Annotated in this window: 19 protein-coding genes; 15 read left to right on the forward strand and 4 right to left on the reverse strand. The window is 42.8% G+C overall.

Annotation, left to right across the window (positions count from 1 at the left end; all coding sequences use genetic code 11):
- The first annotated feature begins 7 nt into the window (after positions 1-7).
- Together WN50_RS16065 and WN50_RS16070 are read left to right on the forward strand one after the other, a co-directional pair.
- Positions 8-1,174 (forward strand): RNA-guided endonuclease InsQ/TnpB family protein, encoded by a 1,167-nt coding sequence (locus WN50_RS16065; protein WP_049559797.1) that lies wholly within the window; start codon positions 8-10, stop codon positions 1,172-1,174.
- Positions 1,175-1,514: 340 nt separating this feature from the next.
- Positions 1,515-2,636 (forward strand): hypothetical protein, encoded by a 1,122-nt coding sequence (locus WN50_RS16070; RefSeq protein ID WP_152964832.1) that lies wholly within the window; start codon positions 1,515-1,517, stop codon positions 2,634-2,636.
- 87 nt (positions 2,637-2,723) lie between these two features.
- On the opposite strand, the gene dnaA is transcribed toward WN50_RS16070, so the two are convergent.
- Positions 2,724-4,085: a chromosomal replication initiator protein DnaA gene (gene dnaA / locus WN50_RS16075; RefSeq protein ID WP_046279702.1), complete on the reverse strand. Its 1,362-nt coding sequence runs from the start codon at positions 4,083-4,085 to the stop codon at positions 2,724-2,726.
- A 326-nt stretch (positions 4,086-4,411) separates the two neighbouring features.
- Here dnaA and WN50_RS16080 point away from each other — a divergent pair, with 326 nt between their 5' ends.
- The 5 genes from WN50_RS16080 (at position 4,412) to WN50_RS16100 (ending at position 8,527) form a co-directional block, all read left to right on the forward strand.
- Complete coding sequence (locus WN50_RS16080) at positions 4,412-5,674, forward strand: HhoA/HhoB/HtrA family serine endopeptidase (protein WP_046279685.1); 1,263 nt, start codon at positions 4,412-4,414, stop codon at positions 5,672-5,674.
- Between the two features lie 117 nt (positions 5,675-5,791).
- Positions 5,792-6,310: a peptide deformylase gene (gene def, locus WN50_RS16085; protein WP_046279686.1), complete on the forward strand. Its 519-nt coding sequence runs from the start codon at positions 5,792-5,794 to the stop codon at positions 6,308-6,310.
- A 263-nt stretch (positions 6,311-6,573) separates the two neighbouring features.
- Positions 6,574-7,143 carry a TerD family protein gene (locus WN50_RS16090; RefSeq protein WP_046279687.1) on the forward strand — a complete coding sequence of 190 codons (570 nt, stop codon included), beginning with the start codon at positions 6,574-6,576 and terminating at the stop codon, positions 7,141-7,143.
- 44 nt (positions 7,144-7,187) lie between these two features.
- Entirely contained in the window at positions 7,188-7,757 is a 570-nt protein-coding gene (locus tag WN50_RS16095; RefSeq protein ID WP_046279688.1) for a TerD family protein, read from the forward strand.
- Between the two features lie 170 nt (positions 7,758-7,927).
- On the forward strand, positions 7,928-8,527 hold the full coding sequence (locus tag WN50_RS16100; protein WP_046279689.1) for a TerD family protein: 600 nt from the start codon (positions 7,928-7,930) through the stop codon (positions 8,525-8,527).
- 142 nt (positions 8,528-8,669) lie between these two features.
- On the opposite strand, the gene WN50_RS16105 is transcribed toward WN50_RS16100, so the two are convergent.
- From WN50_RS16105 to WN50_RS16115, 3 genes are all read right to left on the reverse strand, one after another.
- Positions 8,670-9,431, reverse strand: coding sequence for a phycobilisome rod-core linker polypeptide (locus tag WN50_RS16105; RefSeq protein WP_046279690.1), 762 nt, complete (start codon positions 9,429-9,431; stop codon positions 8,670-8,672).
- Between the two features lie 268 nt (positions 9,432-9,699).
- On the reverse strand, positions 9,700-10,380 hold the full coding sequence (locus WN50_RS16110) for a response regulator transcription factor (protein WP_046279691.1): 681 nt from the start codon (positions 10,378-10,380) through the stop codon (positions 9,700-9,702).
- Positions 10,381-10,383: 3 nt separating this feature from the next.
- Positions 10,384-11,493, reverse strand: coding sequence for a sensor histidine kinase (locus WN50_RS16115; RefSeq protein WP_046279692.1), 1,110 nt, complete (start codon positions 11,491-11,493; stop codon positions 10,384-10,386).
- 342 nt (positions 11,494-11,835) lie between these two features.
- On the opposite strand from WN50_RS16115, the gene WN50_RS16120 reads away from it, so the two are divergent.
- From WN50_RS16120 to WN50_RS16155, 8 genes are all read left to right on the forward strand, one after another.
- Positions 11,836-12,036, forward strand: coding sequence for a hypothetical protein (locus WN50_RS16120; protein ID WP_152964833.1), 201 nt, complete (start codon positions 11,836-11,838; stop codon positions 12,034-12,036).
- 17 nt (positions 12,037-12,053) lie between these two features.
- A complete protein-coding gene (kdpA, locus tag WN50_RS16125) occupies positions 12,054-13,739 on the forward strand; it encodes a potassium-transporting ATPase subunit KdpA (RefSeq protein ID WP_046279694.1) in 1,686 nt (561 codons plus the stop codon).
- Between the two features lie 173 nt (positions 13,740-13,912).
- Positions 13,913-15,970: a potassium-transporting ATPase subunit KdpB gene (gene kdpB / locus WN50_RS16130; RefSeq protein WP_046279695.1), complete on the forward strand. Its 2,058-nt coding sequence runs from the start codon at positions 13,913-13,915 to the stop codon at positions 15,968-15,970.
- 341 nt (positions 15,971-16,311) lie between these two features.
- Positions 16,312-16,554, forward strand: coding sequence for a K(+)-transporting ATPase subunit F (gene kdpF / locus WN50_RS16140; RefSeq protein WP_046279697.1), 243 nt, complete (start codon positions 16,312-16,314; stop codon positions 16,552-16,554).
- Between the two features lie 2 nt (positions 16,555-16,556).
- A complete protein-coding gene (locus WN50_RS36935) occupies positions 16,557-16,688 on the forward strand; it encodes a hypothetical protein (RefSeq protein WP_281062891.1) in 132 nt (43 codons plus the stop codon).
- Between the two features lie 36 nt (positions 16,689-16,724).
- The gene (locus WN50_RS16145) at positions 16,725-17,009 is read left to right on the forward strand and encodes a hypothetical protein (protein WP_152964834.1); all 285 of its coding nucleotides are present in this window, start codon (positions 16,725-16,727) and stop codon (positions 17,007-17,009) included.
- A gap of 41 nt (positions 17,010-17,050) precedes the next feature.
- Positions 17,051-17,626 (forward strand): K(+)-transporting ATPase subunit C, encoded by a 576-nt coding sequence (gene kdpC, locus WN50_RS16150; RefSeq protein WP_046279699.1) that lies wholly within the window; start codon positions 17,051-17,053, stop codon positions 17,624-17,626.
- 227 nt (positions 17,627-17,853) lie between these two features.
- Complete coding sequence (locus WN50_RS16155; RefSeq protein ID WP_046279700.1) at positions 17,854-19,005, forward strand: histidine kinase; 1,152 nt, start codon at positions 17,854-17,856, stop codon at positions 19,003-19,005.
- The last annotated feature ends 75 nt before the right edge of the window (positions 19,006-19,080 follow it).

Raw genomic sequence — 19,080 nt, forward strand, 5'->3', positions numbered from 1 at the left:
GGTATTACTGTCTCAGCACTTTGGTTGTGCTAGATGGTGGTGGAATTACGGTCTAAATAAGTCAATCGAGACCTATAAAGAAACAGGGAAAAGCCTTGGTCAGTCAGCACTTAATGCCTTCTTACCAAAACTCAAAAAAGCGGAAGAAACCTTATGGTTATCTGAGTGCTACAGCCAAGTATGCCACGCAACGACGCTCAATCTAACAACAGCCTACAAGAACTTTTTTGCAGGACGTGCTAGGTTTCCTCGTTATAAGTCGAAGCATGGTAAGCAGTCGATTCAGTATCCTCAGAATGTTAAGGTACTTGAGAATTTCGTTCAGTTTCCAGGTAAACTTGGCAAAGTTAAAGCTAAACTACACAGGGATATAGAAGGAAAAATAAAAACCGTAACAGTCAGTTTAGACCCATCAGGAAAATACTTTGCATCAATACTGACCGAAACCGAGGGTAAAAATCCAACGGTTTCAACTGAGGGTAGAGTAATTGGAATCGACTTAGGTTTGACTCATTTTGCTATCACCAGTGATGGTAATAAAGTGTCTAAGTACAATAATCCTAGACATTTAGCTAAACATGAGAAAAACCTCAAACGTAAGCAACAGAAGTTAGCCAAAAAACAAAAAGGAAGTAATTCAAGAAACAAAGCTAAAAGAACTGTAGCTAAAGTGTACGAACGGGTAACAAAATCCCGTCAGGATTTTCTACATAAGTTATCAAGAAAACTCGTCAACGAGAACCAAGTTGTCGTAGTAGAAAATCTTAATGTCAAAGGCATGGTACGCAATCACAATTTAGCTAAAGCTATTTCTGATGCAGGATGGGGAATATTTACCAACTTTTTAGCCTATAAGCTAGAACAGAAAGGCGGGAAGTTGGTAGAGATTGACCGATGGTTCCCCAGTTCTAAACTCTGCTCTAATTGCTATTACCAGATTGATGAGTTACCCCTTGATATTAGAGAGTGGACTTGTCCTCACTGCGGTACTCGTCACGACCGTGATGGCAATGCAGCAAAAAATATAAGAGCGGAAGGTATCAGAATAATACAGACGGATGGAACAGCCGTTTCTGCTAATGGAGGGGGAGTAAGACCAAAGTTGGGACGCAAGTCCGTTCTAAGGCATTCCCCCGCGATATTAGAAGCCGACACTAAATCGAAGCGATTATAGTGTCGGTAGTTCACTCGGTAAAAAACAAAGACTGTCTGGAGGGAGAAATTTTAAGTGCTGTTGTCAGTTTGTCCTGATTGCTAGGGAAATCAGACGACAAGCCAATGGCCGAGACGGCTGAATCATCAACCTCTCAACGATCCCCAGTCGGCGATCGCTACCCACCGCAATTCACCGAAAAATTGTATCCTAGACAACTTTGACAATCGTTAATCTGAGGAACAATCAGAACACCAGACTGAAAATTTCGGCAAACCCGACCGGGTAGGAATGAGAAAGGGACTAGAAATGTGTAAGAATAGCACCCAATTCTTATTTTAGAACAGCAGAGGTGTTAAATATGCAGACAAAATATGATTCATCGTCTACTCCATCAGAAACCCAGCACACCAGTCACCTATCGCCCGTAAAATCCGTCGCGACATCACCACTCTCGCCTGGGGTTCAAATTGCTTCCAAGGTGGCGTTAGCGTTAGTGGTGTTAGGATCATTGGTGGGTTCTCTAATGGCGAGTCCCTCCCCGGAAACCCTGAGCAGCAAGAGTGAAGAAGTAGAATCCATCAGCCCATCGGCATCAACCGAACCCAGTGTAATTGTTGTTGAAGACATCGAAACTCCGACTTCTGTTACATCGGCTACCCCACAAACCGAGATGGGTACAAACACAAACTCTAGCGTTTCTCCTTCCCAATTAGGAACTACTCAGCCTGGGGTGACACCGCCAACAACAGATCCAACGGCTTCCCCCTCTCAATTACAAACCACTCAGCCTGGAGTCACAGGATCAACAACAACAACAACAACAACAGATCCAACGGCTTCCCCCTCTCAATTACAAACTACTCAGCCCGGGGTGACAGGATCAACAACAACAACAACAACAGATCCAACGGCTTCCCCCTCTCAATTACAAACCACTCAGCCCGGAGTCACAGCGCCGACAACCGATCCAACTGCTTCTAACCCCTCCGGTTTACCGCCTGTCTCTCCGACGACATCAGTACCCACTGCTTCCCCTAACGTTGAGACAACTCAACCCACCGCAGATCTTACAGATCCTACAGCAACCCCACCCACCCAACCGGACACCCTCAACCCCGCCGCAGGCGAAGCAGGAGACGGTGAAATCGCCGCATCTACCCCAGAGATGGCAACAGGACAAACAACCACTGCGGCGGCTGCCTCAAGCGTGGATACAACCGAGTTAAGCCAGACTCTCTATAATACAATTGACTCAGCTTGGAGTTCTCCGGTTGAAGGAGATTCAGCCTATGTGGTGAAGCTGAATAGCAATGGTGAGATTATCAGCTACGAACCCAAAACTCAAGTTGCTAAAAACAACGTCAACAATACACCCCTTCCTACCTTGGTGAAGTCTGACGCGACAGCAACGGAAGCGGCGACGGTGTTTGAAGTGGTCTTTTCGACTTCAGGGATATTAGAAGTGAAGGCTCCTCAGTAGTAGTTGTTATCAAGGGTTTCGCACGTTTATAAATTGAAGATTTCCCCTGGTAGAAACGATCAAGCCGGGGGAAACTTTGAAGAAAGGTTAGTGATATCGGCTAGTATAGTTAATTTTATCACTCAACTGTCTGAGGGTTTGTGCTAACTCGAGATCTCGATTACGCAACTGAGCAATTTTTTCACAGGAATACATCACGGTTGTATGGTCTTTTCCTCCAAATAATTCCCCAATTTTCAGCAAACTCAAATCCGTATGTTGTCGCATCAAATACATCGCCACCTGACGCGCTACACTAATTTCTCGGCGTCTAGAATTCCCTTTTAAATCATCAACAGAGACTTTAAACGTTTCTGCAACCGTTTGAATAACAGCTTCAGGAGAAGATTCTTCCGGCTTTTCAGCCGGATTAAGAACCGGAGCAATATTTTCTACTGTCATCGATAAACCCGAAATAGAAGTATAAGCAACCGCCCGAATTAATGCCCCTTCAAGTTCGCGAATATTAGAAGTGTAACGAGTCGCAATATATTCGATCACCTCTTTAGAAAGGCGTACATTTTCATATTCGGCTTTTTTCTGCAAAATTGCCATGCGGGTTTCCAAATCAGGCGGTTGAATATCAGCCACCAACCCCATCGAAAAACGAGAACATAACCGTTCTTGTAAGCGAGGAATTTGATTCGGAGGACGGTCAGCCGCGAGAACCACCTGTTGTCCGGCTTCATGTAATGTGTTAAACGTGTGAAAAAATTCCTCTTGAGTATATTCTTTACCTTCAATAAACTGAATATCATCAACTAATAATACATCCGCCGCCCGATAATGTTCTCGGAAACTTTGCATACTATCTTTGCGAATTGCCGCGATTAAATCATTTGTAAACTTTTCAGTCGAAACATAAAAAACCTTAGCATCGGGATTAATTTCAATCCGATAATGTCCAATCGCTTGCATCAAGTGAGTTTTCCCTAAACCCACACCGCCACACAAAAATAACGGGTTAAACTCTCGTCCAGGAGACTCAGCCACAGCCAACGCCGCAGCATGAGCTAAACGACTATTCGCCCCGACAACAAAGCGAGAAAACTGATATTTAGGATTGAGGTTCGTCGGTTTAAGTCGCTGAGTAGCGGGAGATTCGGCGACATGAGACGGCCAGATGAGTTGTTGGGCTTCAACATTTTCTAGACTCGTCTCAGTTTCCGTCGTGACATAAATTTCAACCGTATAGCCTAAAATATCTTGAACCGCCTCGCCGATGATTTCCTTGTAATGTTTTTGTAACCAATTGCGAGCAAAAGGGTTCGGCGTGCGAATCACCAAACAATGACTTTCGAGACGTTCAGGACTGGCTGTTTTGATCCAAGTGTCAAATGTGGGTTCACCCAGTTGCACCTGGAGACGGTCTAAGACTTGATGCCATAAACTTTCAAGGGAAATTTCCACTGCTAAGTTCCGATTTGAATAGGGTTGGGACACTGTGGGACAATAGACCCGTACACAGCCTGCCATTCGAGTCTACAAAAAATACCAGTTTAATGGATTCACCTCAATCACGCCTAGCTCAACCGTTGAACCCATCACTTCAGGACTCTCGAAGCTGGCAAAAATCAGGCTTTCAGTTAAAAAACCGATTGTTCCGGCAGCGATAATGTTACAGTTGAGAGAAGCAATTGAACAACTGCTCTCTATAATGGTGGCTCAAACGGTTTAACTCCTGAAAGACCCGACACCTGTTAACGAATCCTATTAGTCAATCGGATAATCTGGCGATGAGTAGTACAACGGAAAAAGTTTTTTGGAAGCAACCCATACTCTATCTGATGCTGATGCTCACTGGAGCCGGAGCCGCTCTCATGGGTGAACGGTGGATAGAGAACCAGACCATTGTCTCCTCGCAAGACAGCCCCAGAGAGGAACTCGCCCCAGTTCCCACGCCCTCCGAAAAAGAAGATTTAACTGCCAATTCACCCGCTTGGTTTGCCCAAAAATCCCCACTTCCGATTCCCAAAACCGCCAACTCCAACTTTATCGTGTCGGCGGTTGAACAAGTAGGGCCTGCCGTTGTCCGAATTAACGCTTCGAGGCGGGTGGGTCGCCGAGGTTTAGATCGCTTTGATCAGCCGTTTCCCGATGAGTTTTTTGGGTTTGGAGAACCGCCCGGTTTACCTGATGAGTCCCCCACCGAGGAAGGCACCGGATCAGGATTTATTATCAGTTCAGAAGGTCATATTTTAACGAACAGCCATGTGGTTGAGGATACCGATACTGTTCAAGTTGTTCTCAAGGATGGTCGAATATTTGAAGGTCAAGTTTTAGGGACAGATTCGGTGACGGATGTGGCGGTGATTAAAATTGATGCCAATAATCTACCCAATGTTCGCATCGGAGATTCTGAACAGCTAGCCCCTGGAGAATGGGCGATCGCCATTGGCAATCCCTTGGGTTTAGATAACTCGGTAACGGTGGGAATTATTAGCGCTACAGGTCGTTCTAGTAGCGATGTGGGTGTTCCTGATAAGCGCATCGGCTTTATTCAAACGGATGCGGCGATTAACCCCGGAAATTCCGGCGGGCCACTGCTCAACGCTCAAGGCGAAGTGATCGGGATGAATACGGCGATTATTAGCGGCGCTCAAGGGCTAGGGTTTGCCATTCCCATTAACAAGGCTCAACAAATTGCTCAACAGTTAATCGCGACCGGTCGCGCTGAACACGCTTATTTGGGGATTGAGATGGTGACGCTCTCTCCAGAAGTTAAACGCCGACTCAACCCGGAATTACCTTCTCCGATTTCCACAGATGAAGGGGTTTTGGTGGTGAATGTGGTTCCTGGTTCTCCGGCGGAACAGTCAGGAGTTCAACCTGGAGACGTGATTCAAAAAGTTGATAGTCAATCGGTTCGCAAATCCGAAACCGTGCAGCAGATCGTTCAAAATAAAATTGTCGGTAGTTCTCTGCAAGTGGAACTTAACCGCAATGGGCAGAATCTAACGCTCAGTGTAATGACCGGAAATCTACCCCCACAATTGTAATCAGTTATCAGTTTTTACAGTTAACAGTTGTAGGAGTGGCTTCATAAATTACCCGTACCCGTCACCTGTTGCAAGAGTGCCTACCTTATTTTTTGAGATCTGAGTTTTAGGGTTGATATGTTACAAGTTGCTCAACTGGGAAATCCAGTATTGCGTCGTCAAGCTGAAGCGATTACTGAAATTTCAGATCCCCGTCTTCAAAGCCTGATTGATGATTTAATTGCTACTACAATAAAATCTAACGGTGTGGGAATTGCGGCGCCCCAAGTCTCTCAAAGCGATCGCCTGTTTATTGTCGCTTCTCGTCCTAATCCTCGCTATCCCCAAGCGCCGTTGATGGAACCAACCGCCATGATTAACCCGAAAATTGTTAGTCATTCGACTGAACAGGAAAAGGGATGGGAAGGCTGTCTGAGTGTTCCAGGAATACGGGGACTGGTTGCCAGATTTCAAACGATTGAGGTTGAATACAGGGATCGAAATGGTCAACTTCAGCAACAGCAATTGACGGATTTTGTGGCTCGTATTTTTCAGCATGAATATGACCATCTCGAAGGAATCCTGTTTTTAGATCGAGTCGAGAGTGATCAAGATTGGCTCACCGAAGCTGAATATCAGGCTTTGTATCGTCGTTAGAGTTAACCTGAATTTCAAAAGCTGAGTCGCAAGATTAGACGTCTACGCTACAATTAGAGTGGTCGTAGACCGACCTAGAGAACGGGATACACACAGGCTAATTCTGAAGCGAGGGGCAGGTGTTAGACCTTTCGATGTTAACATTTTGGACTGAAAAGATTTCGTTAGGTTGAAACCGGATTAACTGTTAATATTGGTGAGTCCTTCCTTGAAGCTAGAATTGGACGTTACGCTTGTTGTTTGAGTAAATAGAGTGAGAAAACATGACAATTAACCTCAAAAAAGGTGAAGGCATTAATCTATCCAAACAAGCTCCGGGCTTGAAAAAAGCTGGGGTTGGACTGGGATGGGATGTCAATTCTTCTGAGATCGGCACTGATTTTGATTTAGATGTTTCGGTGTTTATGTTGGGAGCTAATGGTAAAATTCCCAGTGAAAAGTTTTTGGTCTTTTATAATAACCTAGAATCAGGCGATGGTGCGGTGATGTCATCGGGAGATAGTCGCACCGGAAAAGGTCAGGGTGATGATGAAACCATCAGAATAGACTTGCAAAAAGTCGATAGTTCTATCCAAGAAATAGTGTTTATTGTCACGATCTTTCAAGCGGAAGCCCGCCGACAAAACTTTGGACAAGTGAGAAATTCATCGATCCGAATTTATGATGAAGAAACCCAAACCGAAGTCACCCGTTATGAGTTAGAAGAAGATTTTTCCCGAGAAACTTCTGTGGAAATCGGACGGTTGTCTAAAGAGGGAAATGAGTGGCAATTTAAAGCCGTTGGACAAGGGTCAAATTCTGATTTAGAAGCTTATGTAGCTCAGTACGCCTAGTTAGATAAAGACTTTGAGTAAAGGGTAAAGATTGAGTTATAACTATGTCAATCAACATCAAAAAGGGAGAACGAATCAACCTGGCTAAAGAAGCACCCGGACTCAAAAAAGTCGGAGTGGCGTTAGGTTGGGATGCGAATGTTACCGATACGGGTGGGGAATTTGACTTGGATGCTTCTGTATTTATGCTGAGTGAAAATGGCAAAATTCCCGAGGATGAATACTTTGTGTTTTACAATAATTTACTCTCTCCTGATCGTTCAGTCAAACATTTAGGAGATAGTCGCACAGGCGAAGCGAGTGGAGATGATGAGACGATTGAAATTAATTTAACTCAAATTAATTCCGCCATTCAAGAATTGATTTTTGTTGTCACCATTCACGAAGCTGATCAACGCCGCCAAAACTTCGGACAGGTTCGTAACTCTTTTATCCGAATTTATGATTCGGAAACGAATACTGAAGTCACCCGATATGATTTAGAGGAAGACTTTTCTAGAGAGACATCAGTTGAATTTGGCCGACTTTATCGAAAAGATGGCGAATGGCGATTTCAAGCGGTTGGACAGGGTTATAATGCAGGTTTACAAAGCTTTGTAGACAAGTACGTGTAACAACAGTAGAGAGGTTTTAGGCAAGGTTATATAGCAGTCGAAGCCTTTGATTAGGACACTGTTTTTCTGTCAAATCCTTTTATGATAAAGGTTTCAATTCTGTCTCCTGTCTCCTGTCTCCTGACTTCTGCTGTAACCAGAATATTGCTCAATATAATATTTTCAGAAAAATGGCAATTAACTTAAAAAAAGGGCAAAGCATCGTTCTCGATAAAAGTGAATATGATTTATCGAGATTGACAATGGGACTCGGTTGGGATGTCGCCAAACCGAAAGGATTAATTGAAGGATTACTGGGTAAAACGGTTGATTTTGATTTAGATGGATATGCTCTTTTACTGGGGAGAAATAATAAGTTAAAAAACTACAAAGAAGATGTGATTTATTACGCTCATTTGCAATCTAACGATAAAACGGTTGTGCATTCAGGAGATAACCTCACAGGCGAAGGTAATGGCGATGATGAACAGATTTTTCTCTATCTCAATAGCCTTCCCGAAGTCTATGAACGCATTGTTTTGGGGGTGAATATTTATGAGGGAGTGGCTAGAAAGCAAAACTTTGGGATGATTGAAAACGCATTTGTGCGGGCTGTAGATGCGGCGGGAATTGAAATTGCTCGTTATAGCTTGTCTGGAGAACCCTCTTATGATGGAAAAATTTCCATGTTGATGGGAGAAGTCTATAAAGAGAACGGACAGTGGAAATTTAAAGCGTTAGGAAATCCCATTGAATCTGATCTCAATGGTGTTGTGCGTTCTTTTTTATAGAACTTGTAAAAATAAAATAGTCGCTGTCAAGTGCTAAACCTTAAGCGTCTTCTGCACTAAGCAACGGACTCCTAACTTCTAACTCCTGACAGCGACAATCAACGACCTTCAAAAATTGCTCTTCTAATTAATCGTTAGAGCTTTATTTTTTGCGGTAAGGAACCATCATCTCAATATTGATGTTACCGACTGCAACTTGGGTGATTTTATTGACGCCAGGAGAAACTTCCCGCGCCATACCCAAGAACATTGAAGGATCGCCTGCTTTGACTTGCTTCTCTTGAGGAACAAAGCGACGCACAGTGGTTTGCCAAACGATTTGAGGGAAACCTAACTGATTGCGGTGATACTCGTTGTAACGAGGGGTTTTCAGGTTGAACGGTGTTTCTCCCTGGTTACGTTGGGGGAGAACCCGACGACGTTGGTAGGGAACGGTATCATATCCAAAGTTTTCGAGATACTCATCACTTTCAACCAGGGCATTGATAAAGCCTAATGGCCCTTTGGTTGCAACAACGATAGACCAAGCGATTTTTTCCCGTTCGCTGTAAACGTCCCGTCCTAAAATGCGCTGAACACACATTTCCACAAAACGGTAGTTGCTGTTGGTTTGGTAGTTGAACCGCAGGAAAGGATCACAAGTTGCTAAACCCCGGATGAAGTCTCGCACGGTAATTTGACCAAATTTAAGCTGAGACTCCAAAATCTTTTGACGGTTGCTCTTGAGAAGCTGGTGTTCACTGAAAATTTGGCGATAAGCCGCCCAAATTAATTCGTCCCATTCCGCCCCAGAGGGTAAATTTTCAGACGAAAACTTTTTGGGTTGTTCATCACTCCCGACTTCGTATCCGGCAACCCGTACATTTTGGCTAATGGGTGTGTACTCTAATAAAGGAAGCGCCACTTAAAATCTCCTTAATCTCAAAGTTAACGTTGATAACTTCATCTGGCTGTTAAGCCATCCCTTGATAACAAGGGAATATATTGGCATCACTATACCATCCTTCAGATTAGGGGATCACGGGGTTTACGTCTCATTTTTGTGAACAAATGCAACAATCTGTAACATTCCGGCACAAATCCCTTTTTCTCAAGAGAAGCGATCGCCGATCTGTCTATCTTTTGTCGAAAATCAAACCGCTTCAAAGTTGATGAGAATCAATGCTTCGGCTTTACTCCAAAAAATTCGCTGCAACCAGTTTCTTTTGTATAGCAACTAAAGCCGCTTGGGTGCGATCGCGTGCATTTAATTTCTTCAAAATAGTATGCACATGAACTCGTACAGTCCCCGGTGCAATATACAAAATATCAGCTATTTCTTGATTAGATTTACCCGAAGCAATTAAAGCTAATATTTCCTGTTCTCTTTTCGTTAAAGGATTACTCGCAGAATATGCTTCTGAACCTTCTGGAACCTCTGCAAATCGTCCAAAGGTTTCTTGTATTTCTTGAGTCGCCATCGGGTCCCACCAAGAAGCACCTGCGGCTACCGAACGAATGGCTAATATTAATGCTTCCGGTGCAATTCCTTTTAAACAATACCCTTGTGCTTTGGCTTCAATTAAGCGATTAATCAGAGGTTTTTGAGAGTGAGAAGTCAAAACTAAAACCGGAAGTAAGGGCTGTTTTTGTTTGATTTGGCGACAGGCTTCTACGCCACCAATTCCGGGAAGTCCGACATCTAAAATCACGACATTTAACGAATACTGACTCACCAATTCTACGGCTGTTTCTCCATCTTCGGCTTCTGCGACAATTAGAATATCTCCTTCTTGCTGAAGTCGAGTGACTAAACCGAGACGAAATAATTCGTCATCTTCTACTAATAAAATGTTTAACGGTTTGGGGTTCATTAATTAAGAATTCGCCATCGCAGAGGAAATTTCAGCCGAAAGACGAAAGGAGAATATCGCACCATGAGGCGATCGCTGTTCTGCCCAAATTTTACCACCATGCGCCTCTACAATTTGACGACTGAGGTAAAGTCCTAATCCCGAACCTTTGGCTTGGCGATCGCCATTTCCTTGATAGAAGCGTTCAAATAACATCGGGAGTTCCTCATCTCGAATGCCTTGACCTTCATCTATTACTTTTACCACAAAATCGCCATTATCCGCCATCAGCATCACCTGTACAGTGCTTCCGCGACGAGAATGATTAATTCCATTAGAAATCAGGTTAACGAGGACACGCAGCAATTGTAGGGGGTCTGCATTCACCCAACATCGGGAACGAAAATCGGAGTTTTCTTGGGTTAAACGGATGTAAACTTGACGACTAGAAGCGAGAGTTGTTAGGGTTGAAATCGCTTCTTCGGCTAAGATTACTAAGTCTACAGACTTTCGTTTTAACTGCAAACCTTCCGTATCATTGCGGTAAACATCGAGTAACGTTTCCACCAGTTGTAAAGTATTTTGGTGACTCCGTTTGATAATATCAATCACTTTAGTTTGTGTTGAAGTAACTGCGCCGAATTTTCCCTGTTCAAAGGCGATTAAAGTTTCAATTGCACCTAAAAGGGGCGTTTTCAAATCGTGAGTTAGAGTAGACGCAAAATCTTCTCGTAATTGAATCAGTTTTTTTTGGGCAAATAATTGCATTCGTTGACGGGCTATTGCTTCTTCGTAGCTGCGGTTTTTTTGACTTAACCAACCCGTGACAATTAAAGCGGTAACAGCAATAAAACGATTAGCAACCGTTGCAGGTGAAATCGCTTCTAATCCCGGTATGACTAAGTTTAATACAGTTAATATTACCGCAAATAAGACCACTTGTGCAGTGGCTTTGCGACTGAGGTGTGAGTTAGCCAGTAATATTGCCCCAATATACAGATAGCCAAACACATAGGGCGGCGGAGTGGAATATTCTAAAGCAATAACAATCGCAAATACCAGTACAATTAGCCATTGAGTATAGGGAAGATACAGCCAGAGACGATGAAAGAAAGCGGGTAATCTAAATTGCATATTGAATGACCAAAAAGAGTTTAATAATCGGCGATAGCCCGATCTCGATTAATTATCTAGTTTAATAACAAACCGGGCGTTTAGGCAAATCTATACCTGCTGATATAGATGTTTAGCTTCAAGCTAAACGCTTCTATATTCTTCGGCTTAAACAGGTTAATATAAATTTCCAATTAACTCGCCTCTATACCTTCTTTTTTGGTGAAATCTTCGGCATAATCAAGCTATCAACTATTTTATCGATAGCCAAATTTAGGCTATTTCAGGAAAATGATGCACCGAGAAAAACCCACAGCAGTAAGTATCAGAGTTTGTTTTAAGAGTTGTTACTGTGGCATTAGATTGAGAGATATCGTTCTACCAGAAGAATGTCAAATGCTGGGATTAGTTCGAGGAAATAACGTTATTTTTGTGAGCGAAAATCCCGAAGTTAAGTGCGATGACGTTTTATTAGCTGTTGCTATTAATCCCATGTATTCACCCGAATTACAACTTTGTTTAAAGAAATTAAAACCCTTGTCAGTTTCTCAAATATCTAAATAATAGTATTTTCTCAAACCATGTTACAAGGATTCTTTCAAATTGCTCTAACTTTATTCATTTTGCTGCTAATTGCTCCGCTTTTAGGGGCTTATATGGCGCGTGTTTTTTTACATCAAAGAACCGCACTCGACCGAATATTAAAGCCCGTTGAACAGTTTATTTATGCCGGAAGCGGAGTTCATTTCAAAGACTCGATGAACGGTTGGCAATATATTCGGGCGGTACTTTTTAGTAACCTTGTGATGGGAATATTCGTGTTTTCAATCTTCCTATTGCAAGGGATTTTACCGCTTAACCCAACTCAATTAAACCCCCCCAGTTGGGATTTAGCCCTACACACCGCTATTTCATTTGTTACGAATACAAACCAACAGCATTATTCAGGAGAAACAACCTATAGTTACTTCTCACAAATGCTGGCGTTAGGGTTTTTAATGTTTACCTCGGCGGGGACAGGAATTGCCGTTGCAATTGCCTTTATTCGCGGACTAACGGGTAAACCTTTGGGCAACTTTTACGTTGACTTAACCCAATCCATTACCCGAATTTTACTCCCCATTTCTATCATTGGTGGGATTATTTTACTCATCGCTGGAGTTCCCGAAACCTTAGCCGCACCTGCGGAAATTACCACCCTAGAAGGCGCAACCCAATATATCGCTCGCGGTCCGGTTGCCCACTTTGAAATTATCAAAGAACTCGGTGAAAATGGCGGGGGATTTTTTGGAATCAATTCTGCACATCCCTTTGAAAACCCTAACGGATTTACCAACTTCTTAGAAACAGTCATTATGCTGATTATTCCAGCCGGATTAATTCATACTTACGGCATCATGGCAGATAACCGAAAACAAGGTTGGTTAGTCTTTGGGATGGTATTTATTCTGTTTACAATCTTAATTGCAATTACGGCGATTGGCGAATACCAAGGCAACCCCATTGTTAACGGCATTTTAGGCGAACCCGCAGCAAATTTTGAAGGAAAAGAAGTGCGCTTTGGTTGGGCGTTAACAGCACTTTGGGCGGTTTCTACAACCGGAACAATGTGCGGTGCAGTGAACGGAATGCACGACTCATTAATGCCTGCGGGCGGTTTTACCACATTGTCCGATTTGTTTTTACAAATTATTTGGGGCGGACAAGGAACCGGAACCGCTTATCTGTTTATCTTTCTAATTTTGTCCGTTTTCCTAACCGGATTAATGGTCGGACGAACCCCCGAGTTTTTGGGACGGAAAATCGAAAAACGAGAAATTGTTCTCGCAAGCGTGGTGTTACTGGTTCATCCCATAGCCATCTTAATTCCCGCAGCAATTACCCTCGCTTTTCCCGATATCCTCTCAGGAATTACCAACCCCGGTTTTCACGGAATTTCTCAAGTCATCTATGAATATGCTTCGGCGGCGGCTAACAACGGTTCCGGCTTTGAAGGACTCAGCGATAATACCCTTTGGTGGAACCTCAGCGCCAGTTTTTCACTGCTTTTAGGGCGTTATATTCCAATTATCGCGCTGTTATTACTCGCTGATAATATGACTCGCAAACAACCCGTTCCCGAAACCGCAGGAACCTTGCGAACAGACACCATTTTATTTACCAGTATCACCGCCGGGGCTATCGTCATTTTAGGTGCCTTAACCTTCCTACCCGTTTTAGTCTTAGGTCCCGTAGCCGAAGCCTTTAAAATAGCCAGCATTTCCTAACCCAAAACCAACCCATCCATCTCAAAAAAACCCATCCGTTACCCAATCCGTTTCCAAAAGCATGAACTCCAAAATCTCAAAAAAAACCCATCCGTTACCCAATCCGTTTCCAAAAGCATGAACTCCAAAATCTCAAAACCAAACCATCCGTTACCCAATCCGTTTCCAAAAGCATGAACTCCAAAATCTCAAAACCAAACCATCCGTTACCCAATTTGTCCGGTTTATATCAACGCGCCTTCAAACAAGCCTTCATCAAACTCAACCCCCGCATCATGGCAAAAAATCCCGTCATGTTTGTGGTATTGGTGGGAACAATAATCACCGCTTTATTAACCGTAAACCCCAACTTATTCGGTACCGTAACCGGAGACAATCTCTATTTATTTAACGGTTTAATTGCGGTTATTTTGTTGTTCACCGTTGTGTTTGCCAACTTTGCCGAAGCCGTCGCCGAAGGACGGGGAAAAGCCCAAGCCGATGCGTTACGATCAACAAAATCCGAAACCACCGCGCGAAAATTGCTCCCAGATGGTACAATCGAACAGGTGAGTTCGACCGACCTCAGACAGGGCGATCGCATTCAAGTCGTAGCCGGGGACGTGATTCCCGCCGATGGTGAAGTGTTGGAGGGAGTCGCCTCGGTTGACGAATCGGCAATTACCGGAGAATCGGCGCCAGTTCTCAAAGAAGCGGGTTCGGATGTCGCCAGTTCAGTCACGGGCGGAACCCGAATTATCTCCGATGAATTGATTATCCGCGTGACGGCTGACCCCGGAAAAGGATTTATTGACCGGATGATTGCATTAGTTGAAGGGGCAGAACGCAGCAAAACCCCCAACGAAATCGCCCTAACGGTTCTTCTGGCGGTTTTGACTTTAGTCTTTTTAATTGTAATTGCAACCATTCCCCCGGTTGCGTTTTATGCCAATAGTCCTGTTAGCATCACCCTGTTAATTGCATTATTAGTTGCCTTAATTCCCACAACAATTGGCGGACTTTTAAGTGCAATTGGCATTGCGGGAATGGATAGAGTTGCTCAATTTAACGTAGTTGCAACATCAGGACGGGCGGTGGAAGCTTGCGGCGATGTCAATACCTTAGTATTAGATAAAACCGGAACCATTACGTTAGGAAATCGACTCGCCGAAGAATTTATTCCCGTTGATGGATACAGCGTGGAAGACGTCGCTAAAATTGCCCTTGCTGCGAGTATTTTTGATACCACTCCCGAAGGAAAATCCATCGTGCGGTTAGCCGAAGGAATGGGCGCCCAACTGAATTTTAACATCGAAAAAGCCGAAGGAGTGGAATTTTCCGCCCGAACTCGCATGAGCGGAACCGACTTACCCGACGGGGGCGAAGTTCGCAAAGGCGCCGTAGACGCGATACGGGGGTTTGTTCGTTCCCGAGGGGGACAACCTTCAGAGGATGTGAATACCGCTTATGAGAGGGTTTCGTTACTCGGAGGAACACCTTTGGCGGTTTGTCGGGATAACGAAATTTACGGCGTAATTTACCTCAAAGATATTATCAAACCCGGAATTCGCGAACGTTTTAATCAACTCCGTCGGATGGGAGTTCGCACCGTAATGTTAACCGGAGATAACCGCATTACGGCGTCTGTTATCGCTAAAGAAGCGGGGGTTGATGATTTTATCGCCGAAGCTACACCCGAAGAAAAAATTCAAGTTATTCAACAAGAACAAGCCCAAGGAAAGTTAGTCGCAATGACGGGTGATGGTACAAATGATGCGCCTGCTTTAGCCCAAGCAAATGTCGGTTTAGCGATGAATTCGGGAACTCAAGCGGCGAAAGAAGCGGCGAATATGGTGGATTTAGATTCGGACCCGACGAAGTTAATTGATTTGGTTACGATTGGAAAACAACTGTTAATTACTCGCGGCGCTTTAACCACTTTTTCGGTGGCGAATGATATTGCAAAATATTTTGCAATTATTCCGGCGATGTTTGCTGGTGCAGGAATTGGGGCGTTAAATATCATGGGTTTAAATAGTCCGAATTCGGCGGTTCTTTCGGCGTTGATTTACAATGCTTTGATTATTCCGGCGTTAATTCCGTTGGCGTTAACGGGGGTTAAGTTTCGTCCGTTGACGGCAAATCAATTGTTACAACGCAATATCTTAATTTATGGTCTTGGAGGTGTGATTGCACCGTTTATCGCTATCAAAATTATTGATGTGACGATTTCGGCGATTGGTTTGGCGTAACGGACAGGAAATCTGAAAAATTATGCTACACAACCAAACAGCAAAAAAGGGTGATTTTGTAGGGGCGGGTTCGGCAACAATCTCGATTTTAATCAATTATTTATATAAACCCGCCCTACTACACAACCAAACAGTAAAAAAGGGTGATTTTGTAGGGGCGGGTTCGGCAACAATCTCGATGTTGGTCAATTATTTATATAAACCCGCTACACAACCAAACATTTCAGTATTTCCAAGGATTTGTCAATTTATATAAACACAAATCCTCACCTATCTACAAACAAAATATCCGACAATTTTTGTACATTTATCGGGGCGCAAGCCTTGCGCCCCTACGGACAATGAAACTGAATTCTTTTCTCGAAACCTGTGATTTAATTGGGAGTCGATTCGTCAATCGAAAACTCTCCCTAAGTCTGTTTTTAGCACTTTGTTTCAATGTGGTTCTCGCACCCTTAGTTTATGCGGCGACTAACAACAATATTGCTAAAAGTTCCGCCTATGCTTTAGGACTTTTAGGATTAGTCGTTATCGGACTTGCTGTTTATCTATTTGTTGTCATTCTTCAACCCGAGAGGTTTTAATCATGCTAAGAGAATTACTTCTAGAACTTCGCGAAGTTATCCGTTTTTCTCGGTTCAAACGCCGACTTTCCGATGTTAGAAAACGCCGCATCGAACGCCGTAAAAAACCCAAACAATATTTAAACGAAGGCTAACAATTTATATTCGTTGCTTGAAAAGGAGTCAATCCCATGATGAAACAATTTATCATCAGAATTCACAATACTATAATCCGGGGAATTCTTCTGTTGATTCTCTATCCATTGAGTCTATTAACAATCGGTCAATTGGCGTTTATTGAACCGATGAATAATTCCGTTATCGCTTCCCCAAGCTTATCTGTTGAAAATGCTGTTGCTTTTGAACAGACTGTCACCTCAGAACATTATTTCCCCAGTCGTATCACCCGTTTTAAAAATATTCGGAGACTGCGACGCAATCAAACCCAAAAACACAAAGTTTTTAATCTCGCTTAAGTCTCAATTTAAAAGTCGTTAACCTAATAGGAGTTCAACACATGATTTCAGAATTAATGATTGGAGTTCGTAACACGTTTATTTTGTGGGTAATCACCGCCATTTGTTATCCGGTTTTTCTTCTAATTATCGGTCAAGTTGCTTTTCCCTATCAAGCCAATGGAAGTTTAATTACAAACGCTCAAGGTGAAATTATTGGTTCTGCTTTAATCGGACAATCTTTCACTTCTGAACGCTATTTTTGGAGTCGTCCGAGTACCATTAATTATAGTCAGGGTGAAGATAGCGCACCAACAGGAATTTCAGGGGCGAGTAATCTTGCACCGAGTAATCCTGATTTAATCACCCGAATTCAACAGGAAATAACTCGACTTCAACAAGCCGGAATTGAACCCACTGCTGATTTAGTTTATGCTTCTGGTTCGGGTTTAGACCCTCATATTACCCCAGAAGCGGCTCAAGTTCAAGTTGCAAGAGTCGCACAAGCCCGTTCAATTTCTCCCGAAGAAATTCAAGAATTAATTGTTCAAAATACCGACAAACGCTTTCTCGGAATTTTCGGAGAACCGGGCGTTAATGTCCTCAAGTTGAATTTGGCTTTAAATCAACTGAGTTAATTCAATTATCGGGATTGGGGTGTATCAAATTTACATCGGTTTATTCTTGCATAACTATCAGAAACCGGGTTTCTTACAACTTCTATAAGCTTGTCTATATTTTTCGTTATCGAACCCGGTTTTTCTGAAATTTCTTTTGATGTACTATCAGAAACCGGGTTTCTTGCAACTTCTATAAGCTTGTCTAGATTTTTCGTAGAGAAACCCGGTTTCTCAGAAAAATAAAAATGATTAAATCCAACGAAATTTTGAAAACCGTTAATTCTCCAGTTACAGGAAAAAATAAAGTGTCACTTCGTCGCGGAAAACACAAAATTTTTATTGGAATGGCGCCCGGTGTTGGTAAAACTTACCGGATGTTGGAAGAAGGAAAAATTATCAAACAAGATGGAATTGATGTGGTAATTGGACTGTTAGAAACTCATGGACGAGAAGACACTGCAAATAAAGCGATGGGGTTAGAATTAATTCCTCGCAAAAATGTGATTTTATCCCATCGAAGCTTGACAGAAATGGATACAGATGCCATAATAGAAAGGCAGCCTCAACTGGTGTTAATCGATGAACTCGCGCACACCAATATTCCCGGTTCAAAGTTTGTCAAACGTTATCAAGATGTCGAACAAATTCTCGCCGCCGGAATTGATGTGTATTCAACGGTTAATATTCAACATCTCGAAAGTTTAAATGATTTAGTCTTTCGCATTTCAGGTATAGTTGTTCGAGAACGAGTTCCTGATTCTGTTTTGGATGAAGCCGACGAAGTGGTTGTCGTTGATGTCACCCCAGAAACCCTTCAAGAACGGCTAAAAGAAGGGAAAATATATGCTCCTGAAAAAATTGATCAGGCGTTGAATCATTTCTTTAAACGACGTAATTTAATTGCACTGCGGGAGTTAGCACTGCGAGAAGTTGCGGATAATGTCGAAGAAAGTGGTTGTAATGGGAATAAATCTGACTATTGCAATATCCGTGAACGGGTTTTAGTTTGTATTTCCACTTATCCTAATTCTATCAGACTTTTGCGACGAGGCGCAAGAGTTTCTAATTACATGAATGCCAAATTATACGGTTTATTTGTAGATAATCAGAATCAGTTTCTCTCCAAAGAAGATAGCATCCATATAGAAACTTGTGAACGACTCTGTAAAGAATTTCATGGAGAATTTATTCGAGTTCAATCAACGAATGTTTTAGATACAATTGTAGAAGTTGCTCAGACTCAAAGAATTACTCAAATTGTCATCGGTGAAACCCATCGTTCTCGCTGGCAATTATTCTTTAAAGGCTCAATTATTCAGCGTTTAATGCGATCGCTTCCCGATATTGATATTCACATCATCGCCACAGAAAATCAAGAAAGAAATACAATCATTTAATAATGATCAGCAAACCGTTTTGTAGGGGCGGGTTCTGCAATGATCTATTTCACTCACTAATAACTAAGATAAACC

Source organism: Limnoraphis robusta CS-951 (assembly GCF_000972705.2).